Annotated in this window: 20 protein-coding genes; 4 read left to right on the plus strand and 16 right to left on the minus strand. The window is 44.8% G+C overall.

All coding sequences use genetic code 11. The features are described 5' to 3' along the window. Positions 1-2 precede the first annotated feature (2 nt). The 10 genes from G500_RS0102845 to G500_RS0102895 form a co-directional block, all read right to left on the minus strand. Complete coding sequence (locus tag G500_RS0102845; RefSeq protein WP_027001491.1) at positions 3-776, minus strand: cyclase family protein; 774 nt, start codon at positions 774-776, stop codon at positions 3-5. Positions 777-852: 76 nt separating this feature from the next. Next, the gene (locus G500_RS22085; protein WP_051203239.1) at positions 853-1,068 is read right to left on the minus strand and encodes a hypothetical protein; all 216 of its coding nucleotides are present in this window, start codon (positions 1,066-1,068) and stop codon (positions 853-855) included. Positions 1,069-1,403: 335 nt separating this feature from the next. Then, positions 1,404-2,705: a hypothetical protein gene (locus G500_RS0102855; protein WP_027001492.1), complete on the minus strand. Its 1,302-nt coding sequence runs from the start codon at positions 2,703-2,705 to the stop codon at positions 1,404-1,406. 22 nt (positions 2,706-2,727) lie between these two features. Next, positions 2,728-3,300: an RNA polymerase sigma factor gene (locus G500_RS0102860; protein ID WP_035756128.1), complete on the minus strand. Its 573-nt coding sequence runs from the start codon at positions 3,298-3,300 to the stop codon at positions 2,728-2,730. 237 nt (positions 3,301-3,537) lie between these two features. After that, on the minus strand, positions 3,538-6,768 hold the full coding sequence (locus tag G500_RS0102865; protein WP_027001494.1) for a S41 family peptidase: 3,231 nt from the start codon (positions 6,766-6,768) through the stop codon (positions 3,538-3,540). Between the two features lie 209 nt (positions 6,769-6,977). Then, a complete protein-coding gene (gene trpS / locus G500_RS0102875) occupies positions 6,978-7,952 on the minus strand; it encodes a tryptophan--tRNA ligase (protein WP_027001495.1) in 975 nt (324 codons plus the stop codon). Between the two features lie 102 nt (positions 7,953-8,054). Beyond that, a complete protein-coding gene (gene lpxD, locus G500_RS0102880; protein WP_027001496.1) occupies positions 8,055-9,095 on the minus strand; it encodes a UDP-3-O-(3-hydroxymyristoyl)glucosamine N-acyltransferase in 1,041 nt (346 codons plus the stop codon). Between the two features lie 36 nt (positions 9,096-9,131). Further along, positions 9,132-9,977 (minus strand): nucleoside triphosphate pyrophosphohydrolase, encoded by an 846-nt coding sequence (gene mazG, locus G500_RS0102885; RefSeq protein WP_027001497.1) that lies wholly within the window; start codon positions 9,975-9,977, stop codon positions 9,132-9,134. Between the two features lie 284 nt (positions 9,978-10,261). Beyond that, positions 10,262-12,148 carry a M61 family metallopeptidase gene (locus G500_RS22090; protein ID WP_051203235.1) on the minus strand — a complete coding sequence of 629 codons (1,887 nt, stop codon included), beginning with the start codon at positions 12,146-12,148 and terminating at the stop codon, positions 10,262-10,264. Between the two features lie 94 nt (positions 12,149-12,242). Continuing rightward, on the minus strand, positions 12,243-13,910 hold the full coding sequence (locus G500_RS0102895; RefSeq protein WP_027001498.1) for a tetratricopeptide repeat protein: 1,668 nt from the start codon (positions 13,908-13,910) through the stop codon (positions 12,243-12,245). A gap of 185 nt (positions 13,911-14,095) precedes the next feature. On the opposite strand from G500_RS0102895, the gene G500_RS0102900 reads away from it, so the two are divergent. Beyond that, positions 14,096-14,917 (plus strand): M15 family metallopeptidase, encoded by an 822-nt coding sequence (locus G500_RS0102900; RefSeq protein WP_154656988.1) that lies wholly within the window; start codon positions 14,096-14,098, stop codon positions 14,915-14,917. Positions 14,918-14,960: 43 nt separating this feature from the next. On the opposite strand, the gene G500_RS25430 is transcribed toward G500_RS0102900, so the two are convergent. Both G500_RS25430 and G500_RS0102910 read right to left on the minus strand, forming a co-directional pair. Continuing rightward, positions 14,961-15,131, minus strand: a complete 171-nt coding sequence (locus tag G500_RS25430) for a DUF2256 domain-containing protein (RefSeq protein WP_035756130.1) — start codon at positions 15,129-15,131, stop codon at positions 14,961-14,963. 114 nt (positions 15,132-15,245) lie between these two features. Next, positions 15,246-15,971: a pyridoxine 5'-phosphate synthase gene (locus G500_RS0102910; protein WP_027001500.1), complete on the minus strand. Its 726-nt coding sequence runs from the start codon at positions 15,969-15,971 to the stop codon at positions 15,246-15,248. Positions 15,972-16,167: 196 nt separating this feature from the next. Here G500_RS0102910 and G500_RS0102915 point away from each other — a divergent pair, with 196 nt between their 5' ends. From G500_RS0102915 to G500_RS0102925, 3 genes are all read left to right on the plus strand, one after another. Further along, on the plus strand, positions 16,168-16,659 hold the full coding sequence (locus G500_RS0102915) for a GatB/YqeY domain-containing protein (protein WP_342664592.1): 492 nt from the start codon (positions 16,168-16,170) through the stop codon (positions 16,657-16,659). 43 nt (positions 16,660-16,702) lie between these two features. After that, positions 16,703-17,266 (plus strand): CvpA family protein, encoded by a 564-nt coding sequence (locus G500_RS0102920; protein ID WP_161626064.1) that lies wholly within the window; start codon positions 16,703-16,705, stop codon positions 17,264-17,266. A gap of 212 nt (positions 17,267-17,478) precedes the next feature. Further along, positions 17,479-19,272, plus strand: coding sequence for a peptide ABC transporter substrate-binding protein (locus G500_RS0102925; RefSeq protein WP_027001503.1), 1,794 nt, complete (start codon positions 17,479-17,481; stop codon positions 19,270-19,272). 122 nt (positions 19,273-19,394) lie between these two features. Here the strand turns inward: G500_RS0102925 and G500_RS0102930 are convergent, their stop codons facing one another. The 4 genes from G500_RS0102930 to G500_RS0102945 form a co-directional block, all read right to left on the minus strand. Continuing rightward, positions 19,395-19,967, minus strand: coding sequence for a hypothetical protein (locus G500_RS0102930; RefSeq protein WP_027001504.1), 573 nt, complete (start codon positions 19,965-19,967; stop codon positions 19,395-19,397). A gap of 175 nt (positions 19,968-20,142) precedes the next feature. Continuing rightward, positions 20,143-22,047 (minus strand): T9SS type B sorting domain-containing protein, encoded by a 1,905-nt coding sequence (locus tag G500_RS24760; RefSeq protein WP_154656989.1) that lies wholly within the window; start codon positions 22,045-22,047, stop codon positions 20,143-20,145. A 224-nt stretch (positions 22,048-22,271) separates the two neighbouring features. Beyond that, positions 22,272-23,186, minus strand: coding sequence for a 3-hydroxybutyryl-CoA dehydrogenase (locus tag G500_RS0102940; RefSeq protein ID WP_027001506.1), 915 nt, complete (start codon positions 23,184-23,186; stop codon positions 22,272-22,274). 99 nt (positions 23,187-23,285) lie between these two features. Next, a complete protein-coding gene (locus tag G500_RS0102945) occupies positions 23,286-25,970 on the minus strand; it encodes a valine--tRNA ligase (RefSeq protein ID WP_027001507.1) in 2,685 nt (894 codons plus the stop codon). Positions 25,971-26,093 lie beyond the last annotated feature (123 nt).

Raw genomic sequence — 26,093 nt, forward strand, 5'->3', positions numbered from 1 at the left:
TATTATTCTATGATAGCAACCACACGCGCGGGAGCAGCAGACGCGCCTTTGATTTTAAGTGGAAAAACGGCTACTTTAAATCCTTTTGGCGGAAGGGCTGCCAAATTGGTGAGTTGTTCCATGTGGCAATATTCATGCGTCTGCCCTACCAAATGTGCTTCCCAAAATAAATCAGCATTTTTATCTTTTTTGGCTTTTTCCACCATATAAGGCAGCGGCAAATCAAATCCCCATTGGTCTATCCCCATCACCTTTACGCCCTGCTCGATAAGCCAGCGCGTTGCTTCTGCACTCATGCCTGTGCCACGCTTGGGAAAATCGGGCGTGCCTGCATACTTGTCGCGGTCGGTGCGGATAAGCACGATAGGATTTGGATACGCTTTCAAATTGAAATCCAAACGTTTTAGTTCATTTTTTACCTCTTCCAACGTAATCACTTCAAAGTCTTCTTTCCAACTCATATCCAACACTACGCCGTCGCCATAGCACCACTCCAAAGGAATTTCGTCGATGGTTTTGGCTTTTTCGCCCTTGCAAGTGGGGCTATAATGCCAAGGCGCGTCTATGTGTGTGCTGGCATGCACGCCCATAGAAACGATTTTGTCGTCTGCCCAACCTGTGAAATTTTTGGGAAATAACTTTTTGGGCAATCCCAAAAAAAAGCGAATCAGAAAGGCACTGCGCTTATGCGAAAAATGTTTTACTTTGATGCGCATAAACCAAGGGTCGTTGGGATCGTAAGCAATCGTTTTGGAAAGGTCGATGAGTTGGGGCATAATTTCGAGATTTGAGTGGCAATATTAGTAAAAATCTAAAAACTATGCCCTTTGTTGTCTATTTTTTGCGTTTTTCTCAATCCGTTTTTTTGATAGCCCCTACCGCATCAGCAATCATAGAGGCAAGCAAGCCGCCCAGCAGCATGCCGTAGCCTGTGGAATTGTACCAAACCGACTGTATGAGGCACTGACCATTCAAACAGCCCACTTCTTTCCAATAAAAAAAGCCCGCAATACCGCCGAGGAGGATACCCAAAGTTGCCCATTTATACTTAAAAAAAAGCGTTTTCATATTTTCTTGTTTTGTAATGAAATAAAATTTGACTTGAATCCTAAAAGTTTTGAAAACTCTTAGCATTTGTTTTTTCGCCGTTTTGTTTCAATCTAACTTCGGACAAGGCAGCAGCCTATCCTACCCTGATGACTGTCAGGCTTTGCCATTTTTTGTGTTGCAGTAGCCTTTTAGAAAGTACGAATGGCGGTATGAAAATGTTGTATGAAAATATGTTTTTTTGTTGTTCTGATAGAAAAGAAAAATTGGCAAACCTCATCAAGGTTTGCCAATCCTAAGTTCCATATTTGTTCAAAAGGCGCGTGAAAGTCTTTTTTTGGGCGTTTAAAGGGTCTTTAAATGCCTACTAAAAAGCGCGTCGTTACGCCTGTTTTCTGAACAAATACCCCTTCCGAACCAAATGGACGCAGAGGAATGTTCCAATACGGCTCCACTTGTACTTTAAAGCGCGAATTAGGTTTGAAGGTCAGCCCTGCCTGAATTTGTGTGGCGGCGGCTAATACTAATTCGCCTTTTGATTCTTTATATTGATTGTGAAATTCTGTTCTGGTGTTGCGTGGGTCGGTTTCGTCGGTGAATACCAAGCCTACTCGCGCCCTTTCGGTATGCTGCAAATGGTATAAGTTGAGCAATCCTGTGCCTACATGCAGGCTTATTTTTTCATTTTGCAAGACCTGATATTGTAGCAAAAGCGGCACTTCGAGGGTTTGGGTCTGGATATGGGTTTCGTTTTTCCACATCGCCACTATATCTTCGGCATTGCCTAAGTTGTCAAAATCGCTTGCAATACCACTTGGCAGCGCATTAGGCAGCGTTTTGAGTTTGTTTTTGCGATACAAAAGCCCCCACGCCAAACTTACTTTTCCTTTTTTGAGATTGCCCCAAAAACCCGCTCCTGTGCTAAAAGCCAAATGGGTTTCTGTTCCAAAACCGCCCTGCAAATCTATGCCTGCCCCCAAACTTAGGGCAAGGGCTTTTTCAGGCTTTTGATTTGCCGAAAGGCTCTGCTCGAATGGTTTGGCAAAGGTAGTAGGTTTCTTTTCAAAAGGCGGACTTACCAAATGGGGTGCATTTTGGGCAAGTTCGGGGCTTAGGAAGGCAATTTGTAGAGCGGCAGGGCGCGAAAGTTCGCCGTTTGCGATTTGCGCGATTTGCTCATTTTTTTCTTCTTCGAGGGTCGTAAAGGCGGCGTTCTGGGTTTGATTTGTCTTGTTTTGTTTTGGCTCAAAAGTTTGGGTAGCTTGCGCCAAAAGTTGGGCTTGTTTTGCGTCCTTCTCTGCTTGCAGATTTGAGGGCATCAAGTCGGGAATTGCCTCACTTTGGTTTTGACTTTGGTTTTGGCTACGGTTTTGCGTATCATTTGGGCGATTTGCCTGCTTCTGTGCGAGTTTGAAACCCTCTTTGTTTTCTTGCGTGCTTTCTTGGGGCAGATTTTGATAGAGAACCGTCGTAGCGACCGCCATAGTGAGGCAGGCAGCGACAAGGGCAGTCCCCCACTGCTTGCCAATTCTAAACAAGAATTGCCTGCGATTGTCTTCGTCTAATTTTTGACGCATTTTTTCCCAATCGGCATCAGGCGAAAATGCAGGTTCGTATTCTTGAAAAACTTTTCTAAACTTATCGTATTCGTTGTCCATGCTTGAAAGACGGTTTTGCGTTTTATTTGAAAAAGGCTTGATGCTTGTTTCCGAAATGTTGTTGAATCAGAGCGCGTAATTTTTGCTTGGCGCGTGAAAGATTGGAGCGCGAAGTGCCTGCGGGGATACCTAACTGCTGCCCAATTTCTTCGTGTGAAAAGCCTTCTATTTCGTATAAATTGAAGGTGAGGCGATAGATGTCGGGTAGTTTCTGCACTAAGGCATAGATTTCCTCTGCCGTTAGGTTGCTGATGGCATCGGCAGTAGATTCTTCGCTGGCGGCGGCTTTCTCTACTTCCAAATGATGGTAGTGTTTCTCATTTCGACGGAAGTAGTCGATGGCGGTATTGATGATGATACGGCGGAGCCACCCACGAAACGATTTTTGCAAATCGTATTGTTCAATCTTCTTAAAAACTTTCAGAAAGCTATCATTCAGGATTTCGCTTGCCTCCTCGCGTGAGGGTGCGTAGCGCAAGCAGATAGACATGCCATAGCCGTAGAAATGCTTATAGAGTTTCTCTTGGCAGTGTCGCTCGCCCTTTTTTGTGCCTTCTATTAGTTTTTGCTCTATTTCGGAAGGTTCTGGATTCACGCAAGACGTTATTGTTTAAGGGTTGTTGTGGTCAAGACGCAGGCTACTTGAAAAGTGCTGCAAAGGTAGGCAAAGATTTTTCAAAAAAATAGGGACGCTTTCAAAGCGTCCCTATGTATTTTTGGGTCTGAAAACTCTTTTTGTTTCCATCTCTCTGCGGAAAAGGCAATGGCTTGCATATCTTGTCAATACCTTGTCCCTGCATTTGTACCTAACTTTTAGAACTTAACAACATTGCTATTTGATGTCTTTCAAAAGTTCCTCTACGGCTTTTTTGAGTTGTTCGTCTTCGCCTTTGGCTTTGCCGTCGGGCGAGTTTTGCAGGATAATATCAGGCTCTGCTCCGATATTTTCCATGTTTTTGCCCGAACTTTTCACAAACCAAGCGCGGAAAGGCAATCGCACCAAAGAGCCATCTATCAAAGATGCTCCTCCCGTAGAGATAACTGCTCCGAAGGTAGGTACGCCCACTACTTTTCCTAATTTATTTTCTTTGTAGGCGTGTGAAAAAATTTCAGCATTCGAGTAGCTATGTTCGTTGCAAAGCGTAATAGAGGGCTTGACCCAAGCCGCAAAAGGCAATCTTTCACCATAAGGATAATAACTTTCAAATTGCTTGTGGTTTTTGAAGCTATCAGTAGCACCACGCGGAATGGTATAGGCATGTTGCTTTACAGTCAAGACTGCCATCAGATAATCCGTAGTCCAGCCGCCGCCATTGAAGCGCACATCTATCACGATACCGTCTTTTCCTTCTCCGCTTGCCGCCAATTCGCGCTCGAAACGCTCGAAACTTTCCCAGTTCATGCCCTCGATGTGAATATAGCCCAAACGCCCGTTGGAATATTTTTCGGTAAGGGCTTTGCGCTCGGCTACCCATTCTTCGTATAGTTCGGTTCGCAAAGAAGAAGCAGGGCGCAAAACTACCTGTCTTAGGCTGCCCTTTGCATCTTTTACTTCTAAGACTACCTTACTTTCTTCGGTTTTGTTGGCAAAAAGGGCATAAAAATTTTGTTTCGCCTCTATTTTTTCCCCATCAACAGAAAGAATAATATCGCCTTTGGCAAGTTTGCTTTCCTCTCTATCAGCAGGCGAATTGGGAATGACGCGCACAATCTCTACGCCTTCTTTGAGCGGACGCACTTCTGCACCGATAAGTCCCATTTTTTGCCTTTGTCTATCAGCGCGGTCGGCGTTGTAGTATCCCATGTGGCTTGCATTGAGTTCGCCCAACATCAGGTTTAGCACATCTTTAAAATCGCGCTCTGTGGAGGCAAGCATTGCCCAAGGCTTGTACTTTTGGGCGTGTTTTTTCCAATCCTGCCCATGAAATTCGGGGTCGTAGAAGTTTTGGTCTAAAAGTTTCCAGACGTGTCCGAAGATTTGCTCTTTTTCCTTTTCAAAGTCGATGGTCAGATGCGCGGCAAAAGGCATATTTTCGGGTGTGCCGCCCTTATTTTCTACCCTAAAAAGCATGCCGCCTTCTTTGGCATAGTACAAATATTTGCCATCTGCGGAAAGCGAAACAGCATAAGGCTTGGTATTGTTCGCGGTCAGATTCTTGCGCTCTTTGCCGTCCCATTTGATAGAATAGAGGTCTTGGTCGGCACTATAAGAACCCGCTCTGCCTTGTCGGTTTGTAACAAAATAAAAGGTTTCGCCGTCGGGTGAAATTTGTAGGTCGGATTCGCCTGCGGGCAAATTCGTAACCTGCACCAAGCGGTGGTGTAAGTTTTCAAAATCTATCACAATAGGCTCTACCTCCTCTTTTTTGTCGTCCTTTTTTTCCTCTTTTTTGGGTTCTTTTTTCGCTTCTTCGGGGTCATATTCGAGCCAATCTTGTTTGGTTTTGTCCCAGTCTTTTTTTCTAAGCCAAACAAACCACACATCAGAATCGCCATTGTTTCGCATCGAAAGGAAACCCAATTTAGAGCCGTCTTTGCTCCAAACGGGACTATAATCGCCTTTTGGGTGATAGCTCACATTGACAGGCTTTCGGCTATTATCCGCTGCCTGAATATAGACTTCTTCGTTGAAATAAAGGTCTTCGAGGCTATAAGCGAGCCACTTGCTATCAGGACTCCATGCCAAGCCACTTGGCGTAGCCCAACCGTTTAGCAATATTTTTTCATTAGAAATCTTGCCATTTGCGTCAATATCTGCCGTAACAAGCGTGCCTCTGCCTCTGACGAAGGCTATTTTTTTGCCGTTGGGCGAAATATTCAAATTCGTTTCATCTTCGGCAGAATTAGTAAGGCGTAAGGTTTCGCGCTTTAAGGTCTTGAAAAGATGGGGCTGATTTTTATCAGACGAGCGCAATAAAAAGATGTCGTTTTGTCCGTTTTCTCTATCTGAAAGGAAAAGCAGGGTAGAATCGTTGAGCCAAGTGGGTTCGCGCTCATAAAAAGCGTGTTGGGTAAGCCTAACGGTCTGACTTTTCTCTTTGTGGGCTTCGGAAAGGAAAATTTCGCCTCTGATGGTAAAGGCATAATATTTTCCGTTGGGTGAAAGTTGGTATTGCTGCATACCACGCGAATAGGTCTTCGCCTCCACAGGGTCGAAGCGGTAGTCTTGGGTGAGGGCTACTTGTAGCGGCTCTATTTTTTTGGTTTCGAGGTCTAAAATCAAAATTTTTGTACCCTGTTCTATGACTGCTTTTTTTCCATTTGCATCGAGTCCGAAGTGGCGCACGCCGTCGTCTTTGAACTGCGTGAGCTGTTCGGGTTCGCCTTTGGGTTTGCCCTCTTCGAAGGTAAGGCGGAAAAGGTTGTAGCTTTCGTCGCGCTCACTGATAAAAAAGAGCGTATTGCCTGCCCATTGAGGGTGCATGTCGTTTCCTGCAAAACTTGTAATTTGGGTATAAGTCTTGGTTTTGGTATCGAACACAAAAATTTCGCGATTGGCAGAGCCACGATACCGCTTGCGTTCGGGGTTGTTGTAGCCATGCACGTATGCAACCAAACGCCCGTCGGCAGAAACAGCAGGCGTATAGCCGATAGCGTCTAAAAAGCGTTCAGGCGTGCCGCCCTGCGCTGATATGGTATGAAATTCTGACCCCCATTCTGCCTGTGCGTAATCTCTGCGGCTATTGAAAATAAGACGGTTATCATTTGTCCAGCCCCCTAAAATATCGTTTGAGGTGTGGTAGGTCAGCCGCTGTGGGAAGCCCCCTTCGGCAGTCATGACAAAGAGGTCTTCATTGCCAAATCTATCCGAATTGAAGGCAATTTGTTTGCCGTCAGGACTGAAACGCGGCATAGACTCATAGCCTTCGTGAATGGTGAGGCGGAAGGCTCTGCCGCCCTCTGTGGGGACAGTCCAGATGTCGCCTTGATAGGAAAAGGCTACTTGTTTGCCGTCAGGACTTAGGTCGGGATAGCGCAAGAGTGCGTCCGAATTTTGTGCCGCCGCCGTCAGGCTCAACCCCAAAGCGAGCAAAGAAGCGGACAAAGAGGGTAAAAATTTCATCTTAGAGAGAAAAGAATTAGAAACCGAGAAATGAGAAAACCTGCCTTCGTGATAAATAAGTGGGCAGTTTTTACAAAATTTTCAGCCCCTTCTATACGAAAAGCAAAATCAATGAGAAAAAAAACGTCGATAAAGGCAAAGCCCTATCGACGCTTAAAGATAACCTTTTTTATCGAGATGCCTTTTGAAAAAGGGCAAATTAGCATTTTTTAAGAAAAACCCAATACCTTTCTGACCCTTTCTAAAACGCCTTGTGCAATGGCAGCGGCTTTTTTCTCTCCCTTTTCAAGCTCTTTTTCCAAATCTTGCGGGTTTTGGATATAATGGTTGAAAATGCGTCTTGGCTCTTGGTATTTTTCTAAAATGAGTCCCAAAAGTTCGGCTTTGGCGTGTCCGTAGCCATAGTTTCCGCCTACATATTTTTGTCGCATTTCTTGAATTTGTGTTTCATTTGCCAAGAGTTTGTAAAGCCCAAAGACCAAACAAGTATCGGGGTCTTTTGGCTCTTCCAAAGGCGTGCTGTCGGTTTTGATGGTCGCGATTTGCTTTTTGAGCTGCTTTTCGGGCAGGAAAATATCAATCGTATTGCCGTAAGATTTGCTCATCTTTGCGCCATCTGTACCTAAAATCGTCTGCACCTCCTCGCTAATTTTGGCTTGTGGCAACACAAAGACCTCACTTTCATAGTGTCTATTAAAACTCTGTGCGATGTCGCGCGTCATCTCCAAGTGTTGGCGTTGGTCTTTTCCTACGGGTACAAAATCGGCATCATACAATAAAATATCTGCCGCCATCAAGACAGGATAGGTAAAAAGCCCTGCATTGACATCAGAAAGGCGGTCGGATTTGTCTTTGAAAGAATGAGCATTTGCCAACATCGGAAAAGGCGTGAAACAGCTAAGATGCCATGCCAACTCACAGACCTCTGCTATGCGCGATTGACGGTAGAAGGTATTTTTTTCCGTATCAAAACCAAAAGCAAGCCACGCCGCCGCCACCGCACGCACATTTTCTACGCGCTCGGCGGCATTTTTGATGGTAGTGAGCGAATGTAAATCGGCAATAAAGAAAAAAGACTCATTGCCCGACTGACGCGAAAGCTCGATGGCAGGCAGGATAGCCCCCAAAAGATTGCCCAGATGCGGTCTGCCCGAACTTTGTATGCCTGTAAGAATACGTGCCATATCGCTTTGATTGGTATGAAAATTTGATTTTTTTGGTTTGAAATTGCGCCTTGTGCCTACAAAGGGCTATGATTTTTAGAAAGTAACACTGCTATCGCTATGCTACCCCTTGAAAAGGGTTGCGATTTTGCGCTCTAAATCCAAGACGCGCTCTTGAAGTTGTGCCAAATTCCTACCCACTACATAGTTTTTGATTTGGGTAACGTAATCGACGGCAGGTGAGCCGATAATGCTCGTGCCTGCTTTTTTGACGGATTTGCTAAGTCCCGACTGCGCTCCGATTCGGGTCTTATCCGCCACTTCGATATGCCCTGCCATGCCTACTTGTCCGCCAATCATACAATAGCTGCCGATAGAAGTAGAGCCAGAGATGCCCGTTTGTGCTGCCATGACGGTGTGCGCTCCGATTCGAACATTGTGTCCGATTTGGATAAGGTTGTCTAATTTCGCGCCCTTTTCTATCAGCGTAGCACCTAAGGTGGCACAATCGATGGTGGTATTTGCGCCAATACTTACCTCGTCTTCTATCACGACGTTACCTAATTGGGGTATAGTTTCATAGCTTCCGTCTGCACGCGGGGCAAATCCGAAGCCGTCACTGCCGATTACTGCCCCTGCATGGATTTGGCAATTTTTCCCTACTTTGGTATTAGGATACAATTTTACGCCTGCATACAAGACCGTTCCCTCGCCAATTTCACAGTTAGCCCCAATATAGACCTGTGGAAAAATTTGCACCCCTCTGCCTACTTTCACCTGCTCGCCTACGTATGCAAAAGCCCCTACATAGACCTCTTGGTCTATTGTCGCACTTGGCGCAATAAAGGCTGGTTGTTCGATGCCTGTGGGTCTTTTTTGGGTCATCTTTTGGTATTCGCCTAATAGTTTGGTAAAGGCGATATAGGCATCAGGGACGCGAATCAGGGTAGGGACGACCTCTTTTTGTAGCACCAAATTAGCATTGACTAAGACCGCGCTGGCTTGGGTTTCATATAAAAAAGGTTCGTACTTAGGGTTCGCTAAAAAAGCAATGCTTCCTGTTTTTGCCTCCTGAATCTTAGCAGCCGTTTCTATGAGCGCGTCAGGATTGCCTTCTACTATGCCGCCTACTAATTGTGCGATTTGTTGAACAGTAAATTTCATAAGGATAAGTATTTGAGACCTTCTTGTGGAAAAGCTCTATCGTGCTTGGGGTTCGTTTTTGGCTTCTTCCCAAAAACGGTTCATCTCTTCGAGGGAAAGTTGGCTGATGCTGCGCCCCTCTTGGTCGGCTTTTCGCTCGATGTATTGGAAGCGATAGGTAAATTTTTGATTCGTCTTGGCTAAGGCGTTTTCGGGATTGATGCCTGCAAAACGCGCGTAATTGACTAAGGCAAAGAGTAAATCGCCAAATTCCTCCTCGGCGGCGACAAGCTCGGTAGGTGTGCCTTCTGGCGTACAATGCTGCGAAAACTCGGCTAACTCCTCCTGCACCTTTTCCCAAACCTGCTCTATTTTTTCCCAATCAAAACCTACGCCACGCGCTTTTTCTTGGATACGCATTGCCTTGACTAAGTTGGGTAGCGAAATTGGCACGCCATCTAAAACCGAAGGCAGCGGTGCGCCCGCTTGCTGGGCTTGGGCTTTTTCGGCGGCTTTGATTTTTTCCCAATTTGCCCTGATTTCATCTGCCGACGACTCGCTTGCCGTTTGGTTCGCTTCTGCACCATAGACATGCGGATGACGGGCAATCAATTTTTCACAAAGCGCATTGATGACATCGGCAATATCAAAAGCCCCTTTTTCGTCTGCAATTTTAGAATAAAAGACCAGATGCAACAAGACATCGCCAAGCTCTTTCTTGATTTCATCAAAATCTTGCTGCAAGATGGCTTCCGAAAGTTCATGGACTTCTTCTATCGTCAGATAACGTAGGCTCTCTAAGGTCTGCTTTCTATCCCAAGGGCATTTCTCCCGTAAATCGTTCATGACGGAAAGCAAGCGCGAAAAGGCTTCGCTATAGCGCGGTGCATGGGGGTCTATCATTCTTAAAAGCGTTGAAAAGCGTGAAGTCCGAATCGCTTTCGCGCCCTTTATTTGGATAATTGGGGGCAAAAACAACATTCGGACTTTCAAAGATACGGCATTTTATACCAATACACAAAATAAAGTGCTTTAAAACTATGGCATTAAAAATTGTCCCTATCAAACAAAGTAGGGACAAGGTATGCCTTGTCCCTGCCAAGTGGGTATTATTTTTAGCACTTCAAACTGCTGCTTCTTTTCAGAATAGCAAAAGTTTATTAGAGTTTATGATTTTTGAGGCAATGTTATTTTCCATAACGCTGCTGATACTCGCCCATGCGCTTCCAATCGCGTAGGAGGTCTAATTTTTTGCCTGTGAGGTCTTCGGGTTCGAAATGGTGCAATACTTTTTGTTTGTTGAAGGAAATAGGCGTTTTGATTTTGACAATCTTATCCTTTCCCTTGACCTTTCTTTTCACTTCCCACTTCAAGACATCGCCATCTTTTGCCTTTTCAAAGACTTCCAAAATCGTATCGGCAGAGGCTTCTTGTCCATTTACGGTTTCGATGACATCGTCGGCTTGCCAACCTATTTTTTTGGTAGCCTCATCTTCGGTATTGACTTCGGAGATAAAGAGTTTGCGCGTTGTTACATCGGCGGCTAATGAAATTTCGCCGATAAAGATATTCTGCGTTTCACCTTCTGCCTGATAGGAAATGCCAATCTGTGCAAAAAGTTCTTCGAAGGGTAGGGGCTGATTGTCTTCTACGTGTTTGGCAAAGAAAGTGCGAATTTCGGGATAAGTAAGTTCGGTAATGACATCAAAAAGCTCGTCATCTTTGAAAGGATTTTCTTTGCCATAGCGTTTGGAAAGGTCTTGCATCAGGTTGATAAGCCCATATTTGCCTTCGGATAAGATGCGCAATTTCAAATCCAGACACAAACCGATAAGTGCGCCCTTGTCGTAGACGTTGCCGTATTCGTCTTCATGTTTATCCAAACAGCCCAACGACATGACGGTAAAGGGCGTATCCTTGTATTGGCGTGCCGATAAGATTTTTTCGCGCATGGTTTCCAAAAAATCGGAAAGTTCGCTCAAACCGCCACAAAGTAGCGCGTGATGCGCGAAATATTCTGTAACCCCCTCGTAAAGCCAAAGGTGCTTAGACATTTTGGGGTTCGCAAAGTCAAAATAATGAATCTCCTCTGAATGAATATTTAAAGGCGTGAGGATATGAAAAAACTCGTGTGCCGCAATTTCTATCACCGAAGGCAGGATATACTCGATAGGCATTTCGGGCAGATGATAGAAAGACGAATAGGAATGTTCTAATGCGCCATAAGCTCCACTTTTGCTATTTCCTGAAAAGAAGTTGAGCAAAAAGGCATACTTGCGGATAGGCAGTTCGTCGTTGAGATAACGCTTTTGCGCTAAAAGCGTCTGGTAGATACCATCAGCGATGTCTTTCGCCTTGATTTTATCTTTCGAGCTATAAACCGAAACCAAAATCTGCGCTCCGCCAATTTCAAAATTGACGGTATCGGGGCGGCAATACATCATGGGCGCATCTACCAAATCGTGATAACTTTGGATTTCGAATACGTCGCGCTCTTTCTCCTGCGTCTTGGCGATAAGCGAGGTAGAGCCATAAAAATCCGCAGGCTTTTTGATTTCGATTTCGAAAGGCTCGCGTTCTCTATTTTTAAAGTAGCCAAAGATGGCGTGCGTGTTCATCACAAAGAGATTTTCCGCATCATAGGAAGTACCCGCAGGCTCGAAGACGACAGGGCTTTGCGCGTCGGAAAAGGTTTCTCGGACGGCGTAGCGAATGGTATGCAATTTTTGGGCAGGCGCAATTTCCCAAGTGTTGGGGTTTAGTTGCTCGATGGTCAGGGGCTTACCTTCCGCATCAAGGGCTTGAAAATCAGATACAAAACGCCCAAAATCATAGACTTTGTACGTACCCGGCACCATAGCAGGCAGGCAAAATTGTACCTTTTCTTCGGTAAGCGTTCCTACCAAAAGCTCGACAAAGAGTTTGCCGTTTTCAGACTTTTTCAAATCGACCTGATAGCGATAAGTAGGATTCTGACCTGCCGCCAAAAGCGGGCTAAGTGTGCCTATCGAAAAGGATAGTAGGAAGGATAGCAAAAAGAGTAGGGCAAAAAGGCGAAAGAAGCGCAAGTTCATGGGCAGAAAATTAGAAATTGAAAAGACAAAAATACAACACATAACGTCATCAGACTCTTGCTCTGATAGCGTTATGTGCTAAAATTTTGGAAAATTACCGCAGACGCTTTGCCAATTTGAGGACGCGCTTGTAGTAGCCTTGATAAGGCGAAATGTTTTGCAAGAGATAATCGGCAAGTTGGGGACTAAAAACGCGCTGCTTGCGCTGCCTTTCCTCCATATTTTTGAGATAAAGTTCGTCTTTGCTCTTTACCAAAAGGGCAGCTTGGGCATATAATTCCACACCTTGCAAGGTGCTAAACGCTTGCAGAAGCGGCTCTACGTCGTGATGTGCAATTTCGGCTAAGGCAAAAACAGCCTGACTCACTAAGCCATTTTGAGAAGCCTGCTGTCGGGCTAACTTGCTTTTCTTTTGCTTTCCAAAGCGAAAAGTGGGCTGCTCCTGACGGTTTTGATAGACCATTTGCACCAAATAGGGCAGCAAAGAATCGTCGCGCAGCCTCCTTACAAATTGAAAATAAAGGCTTGTTTGCTCCTCTGAAAGTTCGGCGTATTGAAGTTGCTCTACAAGGAAACGCCCTAAGCCACGCGCCCTTACCAGATACAAGGCTTCCAAGACCTTGCGAGTGCGCAAAGGGTCGAGTTTTTGGCTTTCCAAAAGTTGGAAAAGATAATACTGACCGCTTGCCATGTCGTTTTCGCCTACAAAGTCGGGTTCTGCTACAATTTCCGCGCCCTCTTCAAACTGTGCTAAGGTAAGCGAATAGGGGTTTGCCAAAAGAATGGTCATCAGTTCGTCGTATCGGCTTGTAGGCTCTTTCGAGGGTACAATTTTTTCGAAGGCAAGTTGGGTTTCTTCTTCACTAAGTTTGAGCCTCGAAGTGGTATTGAGGAAAGGCGCAAGAAGGTTGTAATAAGTCGTATCCCATTCTAATTTGACAAAATCAGGGACTTTTTTGTAGAAACCATACTTTTTATCTTCTAAATCAGCAAGGCTATCCGCTTCCACATGGCGGTGGTATTTGGCAGCCAATTTGTAGCCTTCGGGGTGCTGCGGATTGAGTTCGAGGGCTTTTTGTGCCGTTTCGAAGGCAACTTCTTTTTGGTCGTTTTCCCAAAGTAGGGTTGCTTTTTCTATCCAATAGTCGGCGTTTTCGGGAAAAAAGGTATTGAGTTTGTCGGCATATTGCAAGGCATGGGGGTAGCGTTTTCTATCTTTGTGGATAAAAAGCAACGCCAAGAGTGGGTCGGGTTCGTAAGGTGCAATGGAGGCGGCTTTTTCATAGCTTAGGATAGACCTACTGAAAAAGTCTTGATGGGTGCTATCGCTGCCCGTATCGAGGGTATCGCCCTGCAATTCGGACTTGAAAAAAGATTCTTCGGGGTATAATTCATTAAATTTTCCCCTTCGGTAGTAGCTCTCACCAATTTGCATGTAGAGGTCGAAGTCTGAACTTTTGCCACAAAGCCCCGCTTCCCAAATAGAAATTGCTTTTTCGGTTTCGCCCAAATACTCTACCATCAGACCCAAATAAAGGCGTGAGGAGATGTCCTGCGCATCTAAGCGGAGGTTTTCTTCCAACATCTGTTGGGCTTGGGAAAGATTGCCTAAGCGAAAATAATCGAGGGCTTCTTCTACGTCGTGTTGTGCCTTTGCTGTGGGCGAGGTCAGAAAAGATACCGAAAAAAGACAAAACAACACGCTGAAAAAAGCCAAAGGCGTAACAAATACGCGCCGCAGAGAAAAAAGAGAGGCTTGCATGGCTTCAAAAGTTTTGGTTGGATAAGATACGTTTTTTAACCCGAAAAAGGTCTGTTTTTTTCTTTTTTTAGCCGTTTTTTGCTTTTTTTACGATTAAAAATCTGTTCTCTTCGGCTAAAAACTGCGTCTTTGCCGTATTTGACACTATATTGTTTGCTATCCCTTACCTACTTTCTCTTTCCAACATGAAAATTATCGCTACCTTTCTTAGCCTTCTTCTATTTCTTTCTATGATAGGGATTGCGCTTTGGGTCTTTTTCAAAAAAGAAGCCCCACAAGAGGCACGCTATCAAGGCATCAATACGGCTGCCCAAAAGCAAATAAGCAGGGAAGCGGCAAATGCGACAAGTCGGCACGCCCTTTCCTCGAAGGCAGACTCTACGCAAAAAGCGTTTGAGATGAACCAAAAGCAAAAAGGCTCGCCTTTGGACACCACTTTGGATACGACTTGGCGCAATCTGCCCGATTCTGCCTTTGTGGATTTGATGCAAATAGATACCACTTGGGTACTGGATATTCGCTATGCTACCGAAGACAATTTTATGAAGAAAAAAGTCTATCCCTGCCCCAAAGCCCTTTTGCGAAAAGTAGCGGCAGAGGCACTGCTACAAGCACAAAAGAAGTTTTTAGAAAAAGGTTACGCCATCAAAATACACGACGGCTACCGTCCGCTTTCGGTGCAATGGGTCTTATGGAATAGCACGCCGCACAAAGGCTATGTAGCCGACCCACGCAAAGGCTCGAACCACAACAAAGGCTGCGCCATAGACCTGACACTTATCCTGCGCGAAACAGGCGAGGAACTCGACATGGGTACGCCTTACGATTTTTTCGGAAAAAAAGCCCATCATACCTACCTCGACTTCCCTGCCGAAGTGTTAGCCAACCGCCGCCTTCTCAAAAGCACAATGGAAAGTGTAGGCTTTAAAAGCATTTCCAATGAATGGTGGCATTACGATTTTAAAATCAAATTTGCCGTTTCCGACTTTCCCCTACCCTGCCACTAAGCCCAAATGGTGCAAGGTGCTACAAAATCTTCAAATTCAAACCCTAAGAATATTCAAGATTCTTGGGGTTTGTTTTTTTGCCCCTGCATCTTTGGCTGCAATATTGTACCTGCTCCCAATTTTTTTCCCACTTCTTGCGCCACTCAAAGGGTCTTTGGCAGGTTTTGCAGATTTTTGAAGGAAGGTTTGATTTGGTGTAGCGTTTTTTTTCCATCTGAAAAAATTAAATTTTAGACCCCAAAATGATTTTTTAAAGTGAAAATTTTTTAAGGTGAAAGTATTTTAAGATGAAAAGGCTTTGAAAAGAACACGCTTTCGGTTCGAAAGGTTAGGATTTTATGGCTAAGGCATTGAGATAGGCTTGTATCGTCTTTTCCAACCCCAAATAAAGGGCATCACAAACTAAGGCGTGTCCGATAGAAACCTCGTCTATTAGTGGAATGTTTTGCACCAAAAAGGAAAGATTGTGAAGGTCTAAATCGTGTCCTGCATTTAAGCCTAAACCTACTTGCTGTGCCTTTTTTGCTGCCTTCGCATAGGGTTCGAGTGCCTTTTGTGGGTCTTGGCTAAACTGCTGTGCATAGGCTTCGGTATAAAGTTCTACCCTATCTGCTCCCACTTGGGCAGCCCCTGCGATATGGCTTTCGATGGGGTCTATGAAGATAGAAACGCGCACGCCCCAACTTTTTATTTTCTCGATGGTAGCCTTCAAATAATCGGCGTGCCGAAGGGTATCCCAACCCTGATTGGAGGTAAGCACATCGGTAGCGTCGGGGACAAGCGTTGCCTGTGCAGGGCGAATGTCTTGGATAAGATTTAAAAACTTCCCTTCTTGTGGATTGCCTTCAATGTTCAATTCTACGCCAATTTTTGGGGCAATCGCATAGACATCGGCATAGCGGATATGACGCTCGTCGGGACGCGGATGTACAGTAATCCCTTGCGCTCCAAATCGCTCACAGTCGAGGGCGGCTTTGAGTACATCGGGGTTGTTCCCCCCCCTTGCATTGCGTAGGGTTGCGAATTTATTGATATTTACACTCAAACGGGTCATATTTATAGGCTTTTTGTTTGTGAATTAGAGAAGAAGGGTTTATTTTTGTAAAATTAAGACAAATTTCGCATATCGCGGCATATCTCTGCCCCTGTGTTTGGGTTTTCAGAAGCGAAAGAAAAGGAAAAGTGCAGCAAGATAAGCAGCCAGATAATAGGAAACAACCCTTTCCGACCCGTCCTAATCCTTTCCACTTTTGAGACCCTCCTCTCACTATTCCCTTAATCCTATTCCCATGAGCAGCCTAAAAGAACGCATCGAAACCGAAATCAAGACCGCTATGCGCGAGCGCAACAGCATCAAATTAGAAGCCCTACGCGCCATTAAAGCGGCTATCTTATTGGCACAAACAGAAAAGGGAGCTTCGGAGCAGCTTTCCGAACAACAAGAGATGCAAATTCTGATGAAACAAGTACGCCAAAGAAAAGAATCTTACGAACTCTATCAAAGCCAGAATCGCAGCGATTTAGCCGAGCGCGAAAAGGCAGAGATGGAAGTGATTGAAACCTTTTTGCCCAAAATGATGGACGAAAATGAAATAAAAGCGGCTCTTAGCGAACTGATAGCACAAATGGGCGGCGCAACCATCAAAGAGATGGGCAAAGTAATGGGCATGGCTACCAAAGCCTTAGCAGGAAAGGCTGAAAACCAACTTGTCTCGAAAGTGGTCAAAGAATTATTGAGCTAACCGACTTTTTTATCTATTCCCTCACCTCAAAATCCCTACTGCCGTGTTGAACGACATACTTTTAGGAATCTCTGAGCTGCAATTTCGCTTTATAGACATCTTGATGTCTATCGTGCTTTTCTACGGCGGGTATCGCGGCTATCAAAAAGGACTTCTTGTGGAACTCATTTCGCTCGTTTCCTTTGTATTTTTTGCCTACGTCCTGATTTGGCTTATCTTTAATGGCTTCGATTCTACCGACCAATGGGTGAATGGCTACAACAAAACGCTGCCTTTTATCACGACCATGTTGCTACTCTTTGGCTTGGTCTTGTTGCTCAATTGGGGCGGACGTATGCTTGCTGATATGATAGGCTACACCATCTTTGGCTCGTTTGACAACGTCTTGGGGATTGTTTTTGGTCTGATAAAATACACTTTTGCCTTTGGGGTCTTGTTCAAAATGCTCATATACGTAGGCTTGCTCAACCACAACTTGGAGATGCAGTCTTCTGTTTTCTATCCCTATCTGATGCGCTTCTTCGACTACACCGTCGAGGTCATGGACATCATCGGTATTCCTGCCAGCGAGATGCTCAAAGACATGCGCATGCTTCTGAAACGATAGACAAAGGGCGCATTTAAAGACTTTTAAGGCTTCGAATAGATAAATCAAAAAGATTTTGAGGCTTCGGGTGAGAAGGAATAGATTTTTTCACTAATTTTAGCGAACTATCTAATGGCTTACCCCTTTTGCTGATTTGATTTGCTCTTGCGCACTGTTTTTTTCTGAAAAATAACGACAAGAGCTTGTATCGCTACTAAAATTGATGACAACCGATGAAGTATAAATTTTTACAATCTTTGCGCTACTTATTCAGTCTGCTGTGCGGAGCTTGGCTGCTGGTAGCTTGTCAGAAAAACGCACCTGACGAGGAAAAAGGCGGTTTAGCTCCTACCAAAGGCGACCGCTACTACGGAGGCGTATTCACAACCAACGAAACCGAATACATCAAGACGCTCTTCCCCCATAGCGTGCAAGATGTCTATTCTTATAGAATTGCCTCTCAAATTTATGAGGGTTTGTATAAATTTGACCCCGCCACGCTCAAAACCGTACCCTGCTTGGCAGAAGACACACAGGTAGATTCTACCCATACGCTTTATACCATCAAAATCAAAAAGGGCGTGCTTTTCCATGACGACCCTTGTTTTGAAGGCGGAAAGGGCAGAGAATTAAAGGCGCAAGATGTAGCTTACTGTTTTACCCGTCTGGCGACACGCCATGAGATGAATCGCAATTTTAGCGTCATAGACGACATCATCGCAGGCGCACGTGAGCATTACGAAGCCACACAAGACGGCACGCCGCTTAAAGAAGGCGTTTCGGGTATCAAAGTCATAGACGATTATACGATACAGTTCCAACTTGTGCGCCCAAACGCGCTCTTTCTTAGCTACTTAGCCCGTCCCGAAGGTTTTATTTTCCCAAAAGAGGCTTTCGATAAATACGGCAAAGACTTATACAACAAAGCCGTCGGCACTGGTGCTTTTGTCTTATCTGAAATAGACGAAAATGTGTCCATTATTTTGAAGCGCAACCCCACTTATCACCAAAAAGATAGCTATGGCAACCAATTACCTTATTTAGATGCCATTAAAATCAAGTTTATCAAAGACAAAAAAACCGAACTTTTCGAATTTAAAAAGGACAACCTCGATATGGTCTATCGCCTTCCTACCGACTATATCGTAGATATTCTTTCCGAGCAGCAACGTGCAGATGGTAGCCTACCCTTTGCCTTAGAGCGCGAGCCTGAAATGCAGACCCAACTGATTGTCTTTATGAACCAAGATAATCTCTTTAAAAATCCTGATATTAGAAAAGCCTTTTCATACGCCATCAATCGCGAGCGCATCAAGGATTTGGTCTTAGGTGGTGAGGCTTATGATGCAGGCAGATTTGGCATCACGCCGCCTTCCTTCAAAGACAAGGGCTATCTTTCCGAAAAAGTGCGCGGTTTTGAATTTAACCCCGATACGGCACTTTTGTACCTACAAAAGGCAGGCTACCCCAACGGAAAGGGCTTTCCCGCCACTACGCTTTATTTCAACCCCGAAGGCGACCGAAATACGCAAGTGGTGAGCGAAATCAAGACCCAACTCAAAAATACGCTCAACATCGACATAGAAATTGCACCCATTCCGCATGCACAGTTGAGCGAAAAAGCACAGAAAGGCGATTTTCAGATGTTGCGCCTTTCCTGGATTGCCGATTTTCCAAGTCCCGAAGCCTTTTTGCGCATGTTTTATAGCGAGGGCGTGCCTACCGAAGTAGGGCAGGTTTCATACCCTAACATTGCGCGTTATCAAAGTTCGGCATACGACCAATTATACCAACAAGCCATGAACGCCGACAATGAGCAGCAAGCCTACCAACTTTTGATGAAAGCCGAAAGCGTAGCAATGGAAGAAGCTCCCGTTTTGGTGCTTTGGTATGATGAAGGGTATCGCCTTTTGAAACCGCATGTCAAGAATTTCCCCAACAACCCCATGCAGTATCGCGACTTTTCGCAAGTTTATCTCACGCCACTTGAAAAAGAGGGCGAAAAACAGACCGCTGCTGCCATGTAATTGTTATCCCTTCTGAACCTCAAAATCATACAAAAAAGCGAATGAAACAGAATTTCATTCGCTTTTTTGTGTCTGATGGTTATTTTTCTACGTTATCTTGTTTATGAAAAAGTCTTGCTGTTTTAGTCTGCCACAATAGGTGCAGGCTCGGAAGGCTGCCATTCCCATTCCAAAGATTTAGATTTTTTGCGGATATTTTTAATCACACGTGCGATAAAGGCTTTTTTGTCTTGCTTCAAAATTTGATACTCTTCATAAGAAGAAAAAGTAAAGGCAAGGCGCAGGCGGCTATAATTATCAATCAAATTCTGTTCGCCAAAGATAAAGCGCACACAGTTGGGGCTATGATTGACATTTTGCTGCCCTACCCAATGTGGCACTGTGCTGGTCATGCCCTCTATCCATTCGAGGATAATATCTTCGGGCAGATAGCGGTATTTAAAATAAAAAACTTCCTCATTGCAAAGCCCTAAGTAAGCCGCCACAGCGTCGGGGTTGTCGGGTTCTTTGTGCAGTTGGTGCATAACCTGATGAAAGCGCGAAGTGCATCTATCCACAATCTGAAAATTGAGCTGCTTATAGGAAATGCGGTGCGTGCGATAGCCAAAGAATAGTGCCGTCATGCCGATAATCGTCGCGATAAAGGACACCATCTCTAAAATAAGATGTGCGAATTGTAGTGTTTCTCCTACCATAGCGTTTAAATTTGTCTGTAAAAAATAAAGTATTGGGTAGGATAGGGATTTTGGAAATTACGTCATAGTGCTTATCTTCGGTTCTAAAACTACACAATTCCACAAAAAAAAGCAAAGGAAAAGCAAAAAAATCTTAGAAAAAAAGTAAAAAAGAGATAAAAATAAGGGTAAAACCCTATCGCAATAGGCGCAAAAGTGTTGCTTTTTGGTATGATTTGCCTACTTGGTCGGTGGCTTTAATAAGCACCGTATAATCGTCGGCAGGGGCGGGTCTGCCCTCGAAGGTGCCGTCCCAACGGTTTTCGAGGTCGTTGGTTTCGAAAATGAGTTGATTCCATTTATTAAAAATTTGTAGGTGGTAGCTCACCAGAAAGCGCGAAACTACGCCAAAATCGTCGTTTATGCTATCTCCGTTGGGTGAGAAAGCCGTCGGAATTTCCAAAAAAGAAGGCAGATATAAGATTGCGAAATTTGAAAAAGTGGTATCCTGCCCCACGATTGCCCAAGTGCGAAACCGCCATGCCTGTTGTTCGGTTTGGCTCAAATCAATTTCAGTTTCGTTTTCAGAAAAGGAGCGTGTTTCTATCAGAACGGTATCCAAATCAAAGAGCTGCAAGGTATAGCGACGAGCAGGCGCAAACCCATTTTGGTAGTCGGTGCGCTGCAAAATGGCATCTTGCTCACGCCTTTCTACCTGCAAAAAAATAGGGCAGAGAGCCGCCGTCGTATCCGAATACTGCCCACAGGCATTGAGGTAAAAAGCGCGGTAACAGTATTGGAGCAGGCTGGGGGCAGCAAAAGGGTCAAAAAAATCAAGACGCGCCGAATCGATTTTGAAACGTTGCTCGCGTGTGTAAATATCGTCGGGCGTTTGGCTAAGGAGGTACATTTGTTCAACTTGCTGATTTTGAGGATATTGCCAACGCAAAAAAACGCGATTGCTACTATCTATGCTCACAAAAAAGCTATCCACTTCGGGCGGCTTGGCATCAGAAGAAGCAACCACACAGCGGCGATTCGAAACCGTTTGCGCTGCACTATCGTACCAAATTGCCGCCACACGGTAGCAATAATTTTGCCTACAAACTACCTCAAAATCTTCAAAAGTAGTCGTGCGCAGGTTGCGAATTTCGGTCAGAAGCTGGTCGTTTCTATAAATCTGATACCCTACAAAATCGGTGGCAGGGAGCAAGGCAGGATTCCACGCCAAACGGTTGAAGCCCGCTAAGGCTTCTACTTCCAAAAAAAGCCCGTAAAGGGCAGGCGTTTGCAGAGCCTCCTCATTACAAAATTCTGTGCCTGCGGCAGCCAAAAAATACACACTACTGCTATCATTGGGCTGATAGGTGAAATTCTGACGCGGAAAACGCACCCTTTCTAAATCTTGGGTAGCCTGATTGCCCCTTTTTTTTCGGATTTGATAGGGCTGATTTTCAGGCAGTTCGAAAGTAAAGACAAGACTGCCATCTTCTTGGGTTTCTAAAAGGCTAAAATTAGCCGCCAAGCGCGTGCTAATGGGTACGATAACTTCCTGATATTCAAAGCAATTTTCTAAGGCATCTTCGAAAACGCCTTTAATGCGCAAGTTTTTAGGCTCATCACTATCAAAAACATGGCTGGCGATTTGGTTGCTTTCTACGATTGTTTCGCCTTCGTTATCCCAAATAATCTTAAAAAAATCATAATAAGTATCGGAAATGCGTACTTCTACGCGCCTGCCGCTGCAAATATAGACTTCAGGCGTGAAGGGTTTGGATTCATAAACCGTAACCAAATTTTCGATGCGAAGCGAATCGCCTCCACTCGCCCCTGTGTTGATGAGCTGCGTGATGGCATATACGCCTGCTTTTTCGAAGGTAAAAGTAGGGCTATTTTGCGGACGCGCATTGCCAAAGCGATAAAAAACCAAATTCGGACTCACACCCGAACAGTCGCCTACGGTTACGGTCAGGGGGGCGCAACCCTTTACCGTACTCACATCAAAACAAGGATTCTGCGCTTGCAAGGGCAGAAAGCAAGCCCAGCAGGTCATTATTTGAAAAAAAAGCCAAATAAAATTTCGTTTTGAATGAAAAAGCATAGTGCAATAAGTAAGGATACATAGAAAAAAACAAGCAAGAGCCGCTTTATGAAATACGCTAAAAAACCCCAAGCATTGCAAGAGATGCAAAATACTTAGGGTTTTGAGGGTTTTGAAGATAGGTTCAAACAGGTAGAAAAGGGTTTCTTTTCCTGCTTCTTACAAAAAAATTGCACCTATCAGAAGTAAGCATATTTCAGCCCACAGACCGCCCTTAGAACGTCTTAGAACGTTTCGGTAGGCAACTGTTTTTTGGCAAAGCGCGGCGCAACAGCAATATTTTTTGTGCCATTGCTCCAATCATAAAAGCCTTTTCCCGTTTTCATGCCCAAATGCCCTGCATTGACCATATTGACCAAAAGCGGACAAGGCGCGTATTTGGGATTGCCGAAGCCCTCGAAAAGCACTTCCAAGATAGAGCGGCAAACATCTAAACCAATAAAATCGGCTAATTGTAGCGGTCCCATGGGGTGCGACATGCCCAATTTCATAACCGTATCAATTTCGGAAACCCCTGCTACGCCTTCATAAAGGGCATGAATTGCCTCATTTATCATCGGCATCAAGACGCGGTTGGAAACAAAACCAGGGTAATCATTGACCTCGACAGGGATTTTTTCCAAATCCTTAGAGATGTCCATGATTTGGGCGCAAATTTCGTCGGAAGTTGCATAGCCTCTAATAACCTCGACCAACTTCATGACAGGCACAGGGTTCATAAAGTGCATGCCGATAACTTTTTCAGGACGCTTCGTTACGCCTGCAATGCGCGTAATGGAAATAGAAGATGTATTACTCGCTAAAATCGTTTCGGCAGGGCAAATTTTATCTAAGTTCTCAAAGATTTTGAGCTTAATCTCGATGTTTTCAGTAGCTGCCTCTACCACCAATGCCGCTCCTGCCACCGCCGCTGTGATGTCGGTAAAGGTGCTGATGTTAGCAAGCGTCTGTGCTTTTTTCGCCTCGTCGATGTCGCCTTTTTTGAGCTGACGGTCTAAGTTTTTGTCTATCGTTGCCAAGCCACGCTCTAAGGCAGAAGCGGAAACATCTACCCACGCGACCTGATAATTGTAAAGCGCGAAAACGTGTGCAATACCATTGCCCATAGTACCTGCACCGATGACCACTACTTTTTTCATCGTTTTGATTTTTGAATGAGAAATAAAGATAAAATGCACAAAAATTGAAACTGCCTTGCACGCGGCGATAGCCAAAAACAAGGCAGGGAGGCTTATTTTTTAAAGGGCTGCCAACTGCTCTTCGAGCGCACGAATTTTAGCTTCCGCATCGGCTTGCTTTTTACGCTCATTTTCAATAACTTGGGGTTTGGCATTGCTAACAAACTTTTCGTTGGAAAGTTTTTGCAAGACAGAATCGAGAAAACCTTTGGCGCGTTCCAACTCTTTGAGAAGTGCCTGCTTTTCGGCTTCCATATCGAGCTGCCCTTCTAAGGGTACAAAAAATTCGTCTGCTTTCACAACAAAGGAAACAGATTTTTCGGGTTTCTTTTGTGCAAAAACTACTTTATCTACATTTGCCAATTTCTGAATCATACCGATAAAATCTACAAAGGCAGACATGCGCTCACTCTTGATGTGCAGGTCTAAGGTCTGTTTGGGCGAAATTTGTTTCTGGTTGCGAATGTTTCGGATATGAGAAATAACTTCAAATATCTGCTCGGCACGCGCCAAAAGTTTTTCATTTGCCTCAAAATCAGCCGCTTTCGGATAAGGTGCAACAATTAAAGCCTGCTCGACGGTGCGCAATTTCATCGCCTGCCAAAGTTCTTCGGTTAGGAAAGGCATAAAAGGGTGCAGCATTTTCAAAAGCACCTCGAAATGCGAAATGGTCTTTTCATAGGTCGCCTTATCGATAGGCTCGCCAAAGGGCGGCTTAATCATTTCCAGATATTGCGCACAGAAATCGTCCCAAATGAGTTTGTAGATGGTGAGTAGGGCTTCCGAAATCCTAAACTGACTATAAAGTTGCTCTAAATCTTGAAGGGCTTGGTTGATTTTGGCTTCAAACCAAAGCAATGCTAATTCATTTTTAGCATCAATTTCCTTTTCTACCTTTTCCCAACGCTGCGTCAGGCGGTAGGCGTTCCAGATTTTATTGCAAAAATTCCTACCCTGCTCACAGAGTTTTTCGTCAAAAGGCAAATCATTTCCTGCGGGCGAAGAAAAAAGCATGCCCACGCGCACACTATCTGCCCCATACTGCGCAATCAAATCGAGCGGGTCAGGCGAATTGCCCAACGATTTAGACATCTTCCTGCCCTGCTTATCGCGGACAATGCCTGTGAGATATACGTCTTTGAAAGGCTTTTTATCGACGTATTCATAACCAGCGATAATCATACGCGCCACCCAAAAAAAGAGAATTTCAGGGGCAGTAACCAAGACTTCGGTAGGATAGAAATAATTTAGCTCCGCATTTTTTTCTATCTCGATTTTGCCCGTTTCTTTATTGAAGTAAGCATCATCGAAGCCATTAAAAACTGCCAAAGGCCAGAGCCACGAAGAAGCCCAAGTATCTAAAACGTCCTCATCTTGGCGCAAGTCGGCAAGGGTTAGATTTGGATTGTGCTTTTTAGCCAGTTCAATCGCCTCTTGGGGCGTTTCGGCTACTACAAAATCATCTTCGCCGCTCCCAAAATAGTAAGCTGGAATACGCTGACCCCACCAAAGTTGGCGCGAAATACACCAGTCGCGCACGTTTTCCATCCAATGGCGGTAGGTGTTTTTGAATTTGGTGGGGTGCAAAATTACCTCGTCCTCTTCTACCGCTTGCAGGGCGCGGCGCGAAATTTCTTTCATTTTGATAAACCACTGCAAGGAAAGTTTCGGCTCTACTACCGTTCCCGTTCTTTCAGAACGCCCGATTTTAGTCGTAAATTCCTCCTCTTTTACGATATGCCCTGCTGCTTCTTTGAGAAGTTTGATGGCAATTTTACGCGCCACAAATCGCTCTTTTCCAATTAAATCGGCAGGCATCTGCCCTTTGTCGTTCATTGTACCATCTAAATTGATGGTATCTAAGATGGGCAAATTATGGCGCAAGCCAATTTCGTAGTCGTTGATATCGTGTGCAGGCGTAACTTTGAGGCAGCCTGTGCCAAACTCTTTTTCTACATAGTCGTCTGCAATAATCGGAATTTGGCGGCTTGTGAGCGGCACAGTGGCGTGTTTGCCTATCAGATGTTGGTAGCGTTCGTCGTTGGGATTGACGGCAATGGCGGTATCGCCCCAAATGGTTTCGGGTCTTTGGGTTGCGATAGTAACAAATTCGCCTGTTTCTTCAATTTTATATTGGGTATGATACAAAACAGACCTTTCGCCGTCCTCATTATACAAAACTTCTTCGTTGGAAAGGGCAGTTTGGGCTTCGCAGTCCCAGTTTATCATACGCAAACCGCGATAGATGTAGCCTTTTTTGTATAAATCTACAAAAGTGCGTACAACGGCTTTGTAGTAGCCTTCGTCCATCGTAAAATGGGTGCGCTCCCAATCACAACTTGCGCCCAATTTTTTGAGCTGCTCTAAAATGATGCCGCCATATTTTTCTTTCCACTCCCAAGCATATTCAAGAAACTGCTCACGTGTGAGGTCGGCTTTCTTGATTCCTTTTTCACGCAACATGCGCACTACTTTGGCTTCAGTAGCAATAGAGGCATGGTCTGTACCCGGCACCCAGCAAGCGGATTTGCCCTCCATTCGTGCCTTTCTGATAAGTACGTCTTGAATGGTGTTATTGAGCATATGTCCCATGTGCAAGACCCCCGTAACGTTAGGCGGTGGAATGACGATAGTATAGGGTTCTTTGCCCTCTTCTACTTTGGCATGGAAAAAGTTGTTTTCGAGCCAAAATGGATACCATTTGCTTTCTGCCTCTTGTGGGCTGTAGGTTGTTGCGAGTTCCATAAGTTTGAGATGCTTGCTTGAATTATCGAGCCTGAAAGATATAGGGGCAATGTCTTTTACCCCACCCCAAACCCCTCCCCCAAAGGGAGGGGCTTCAATTTCGTATCATTTTTTTCGCATAAA

Source organism: Hugenholtzia roseola DSM 9546, from assembly GCF_000422585.1.
In the GTDB taxonomy this organism is placed as follows: domain Bacteria; phylum Bacteroidota; class Bacteroidia; order Cytophagales; family Bernardetiaceae; genus Hugenholtzia; species Hugenholtzia roseola.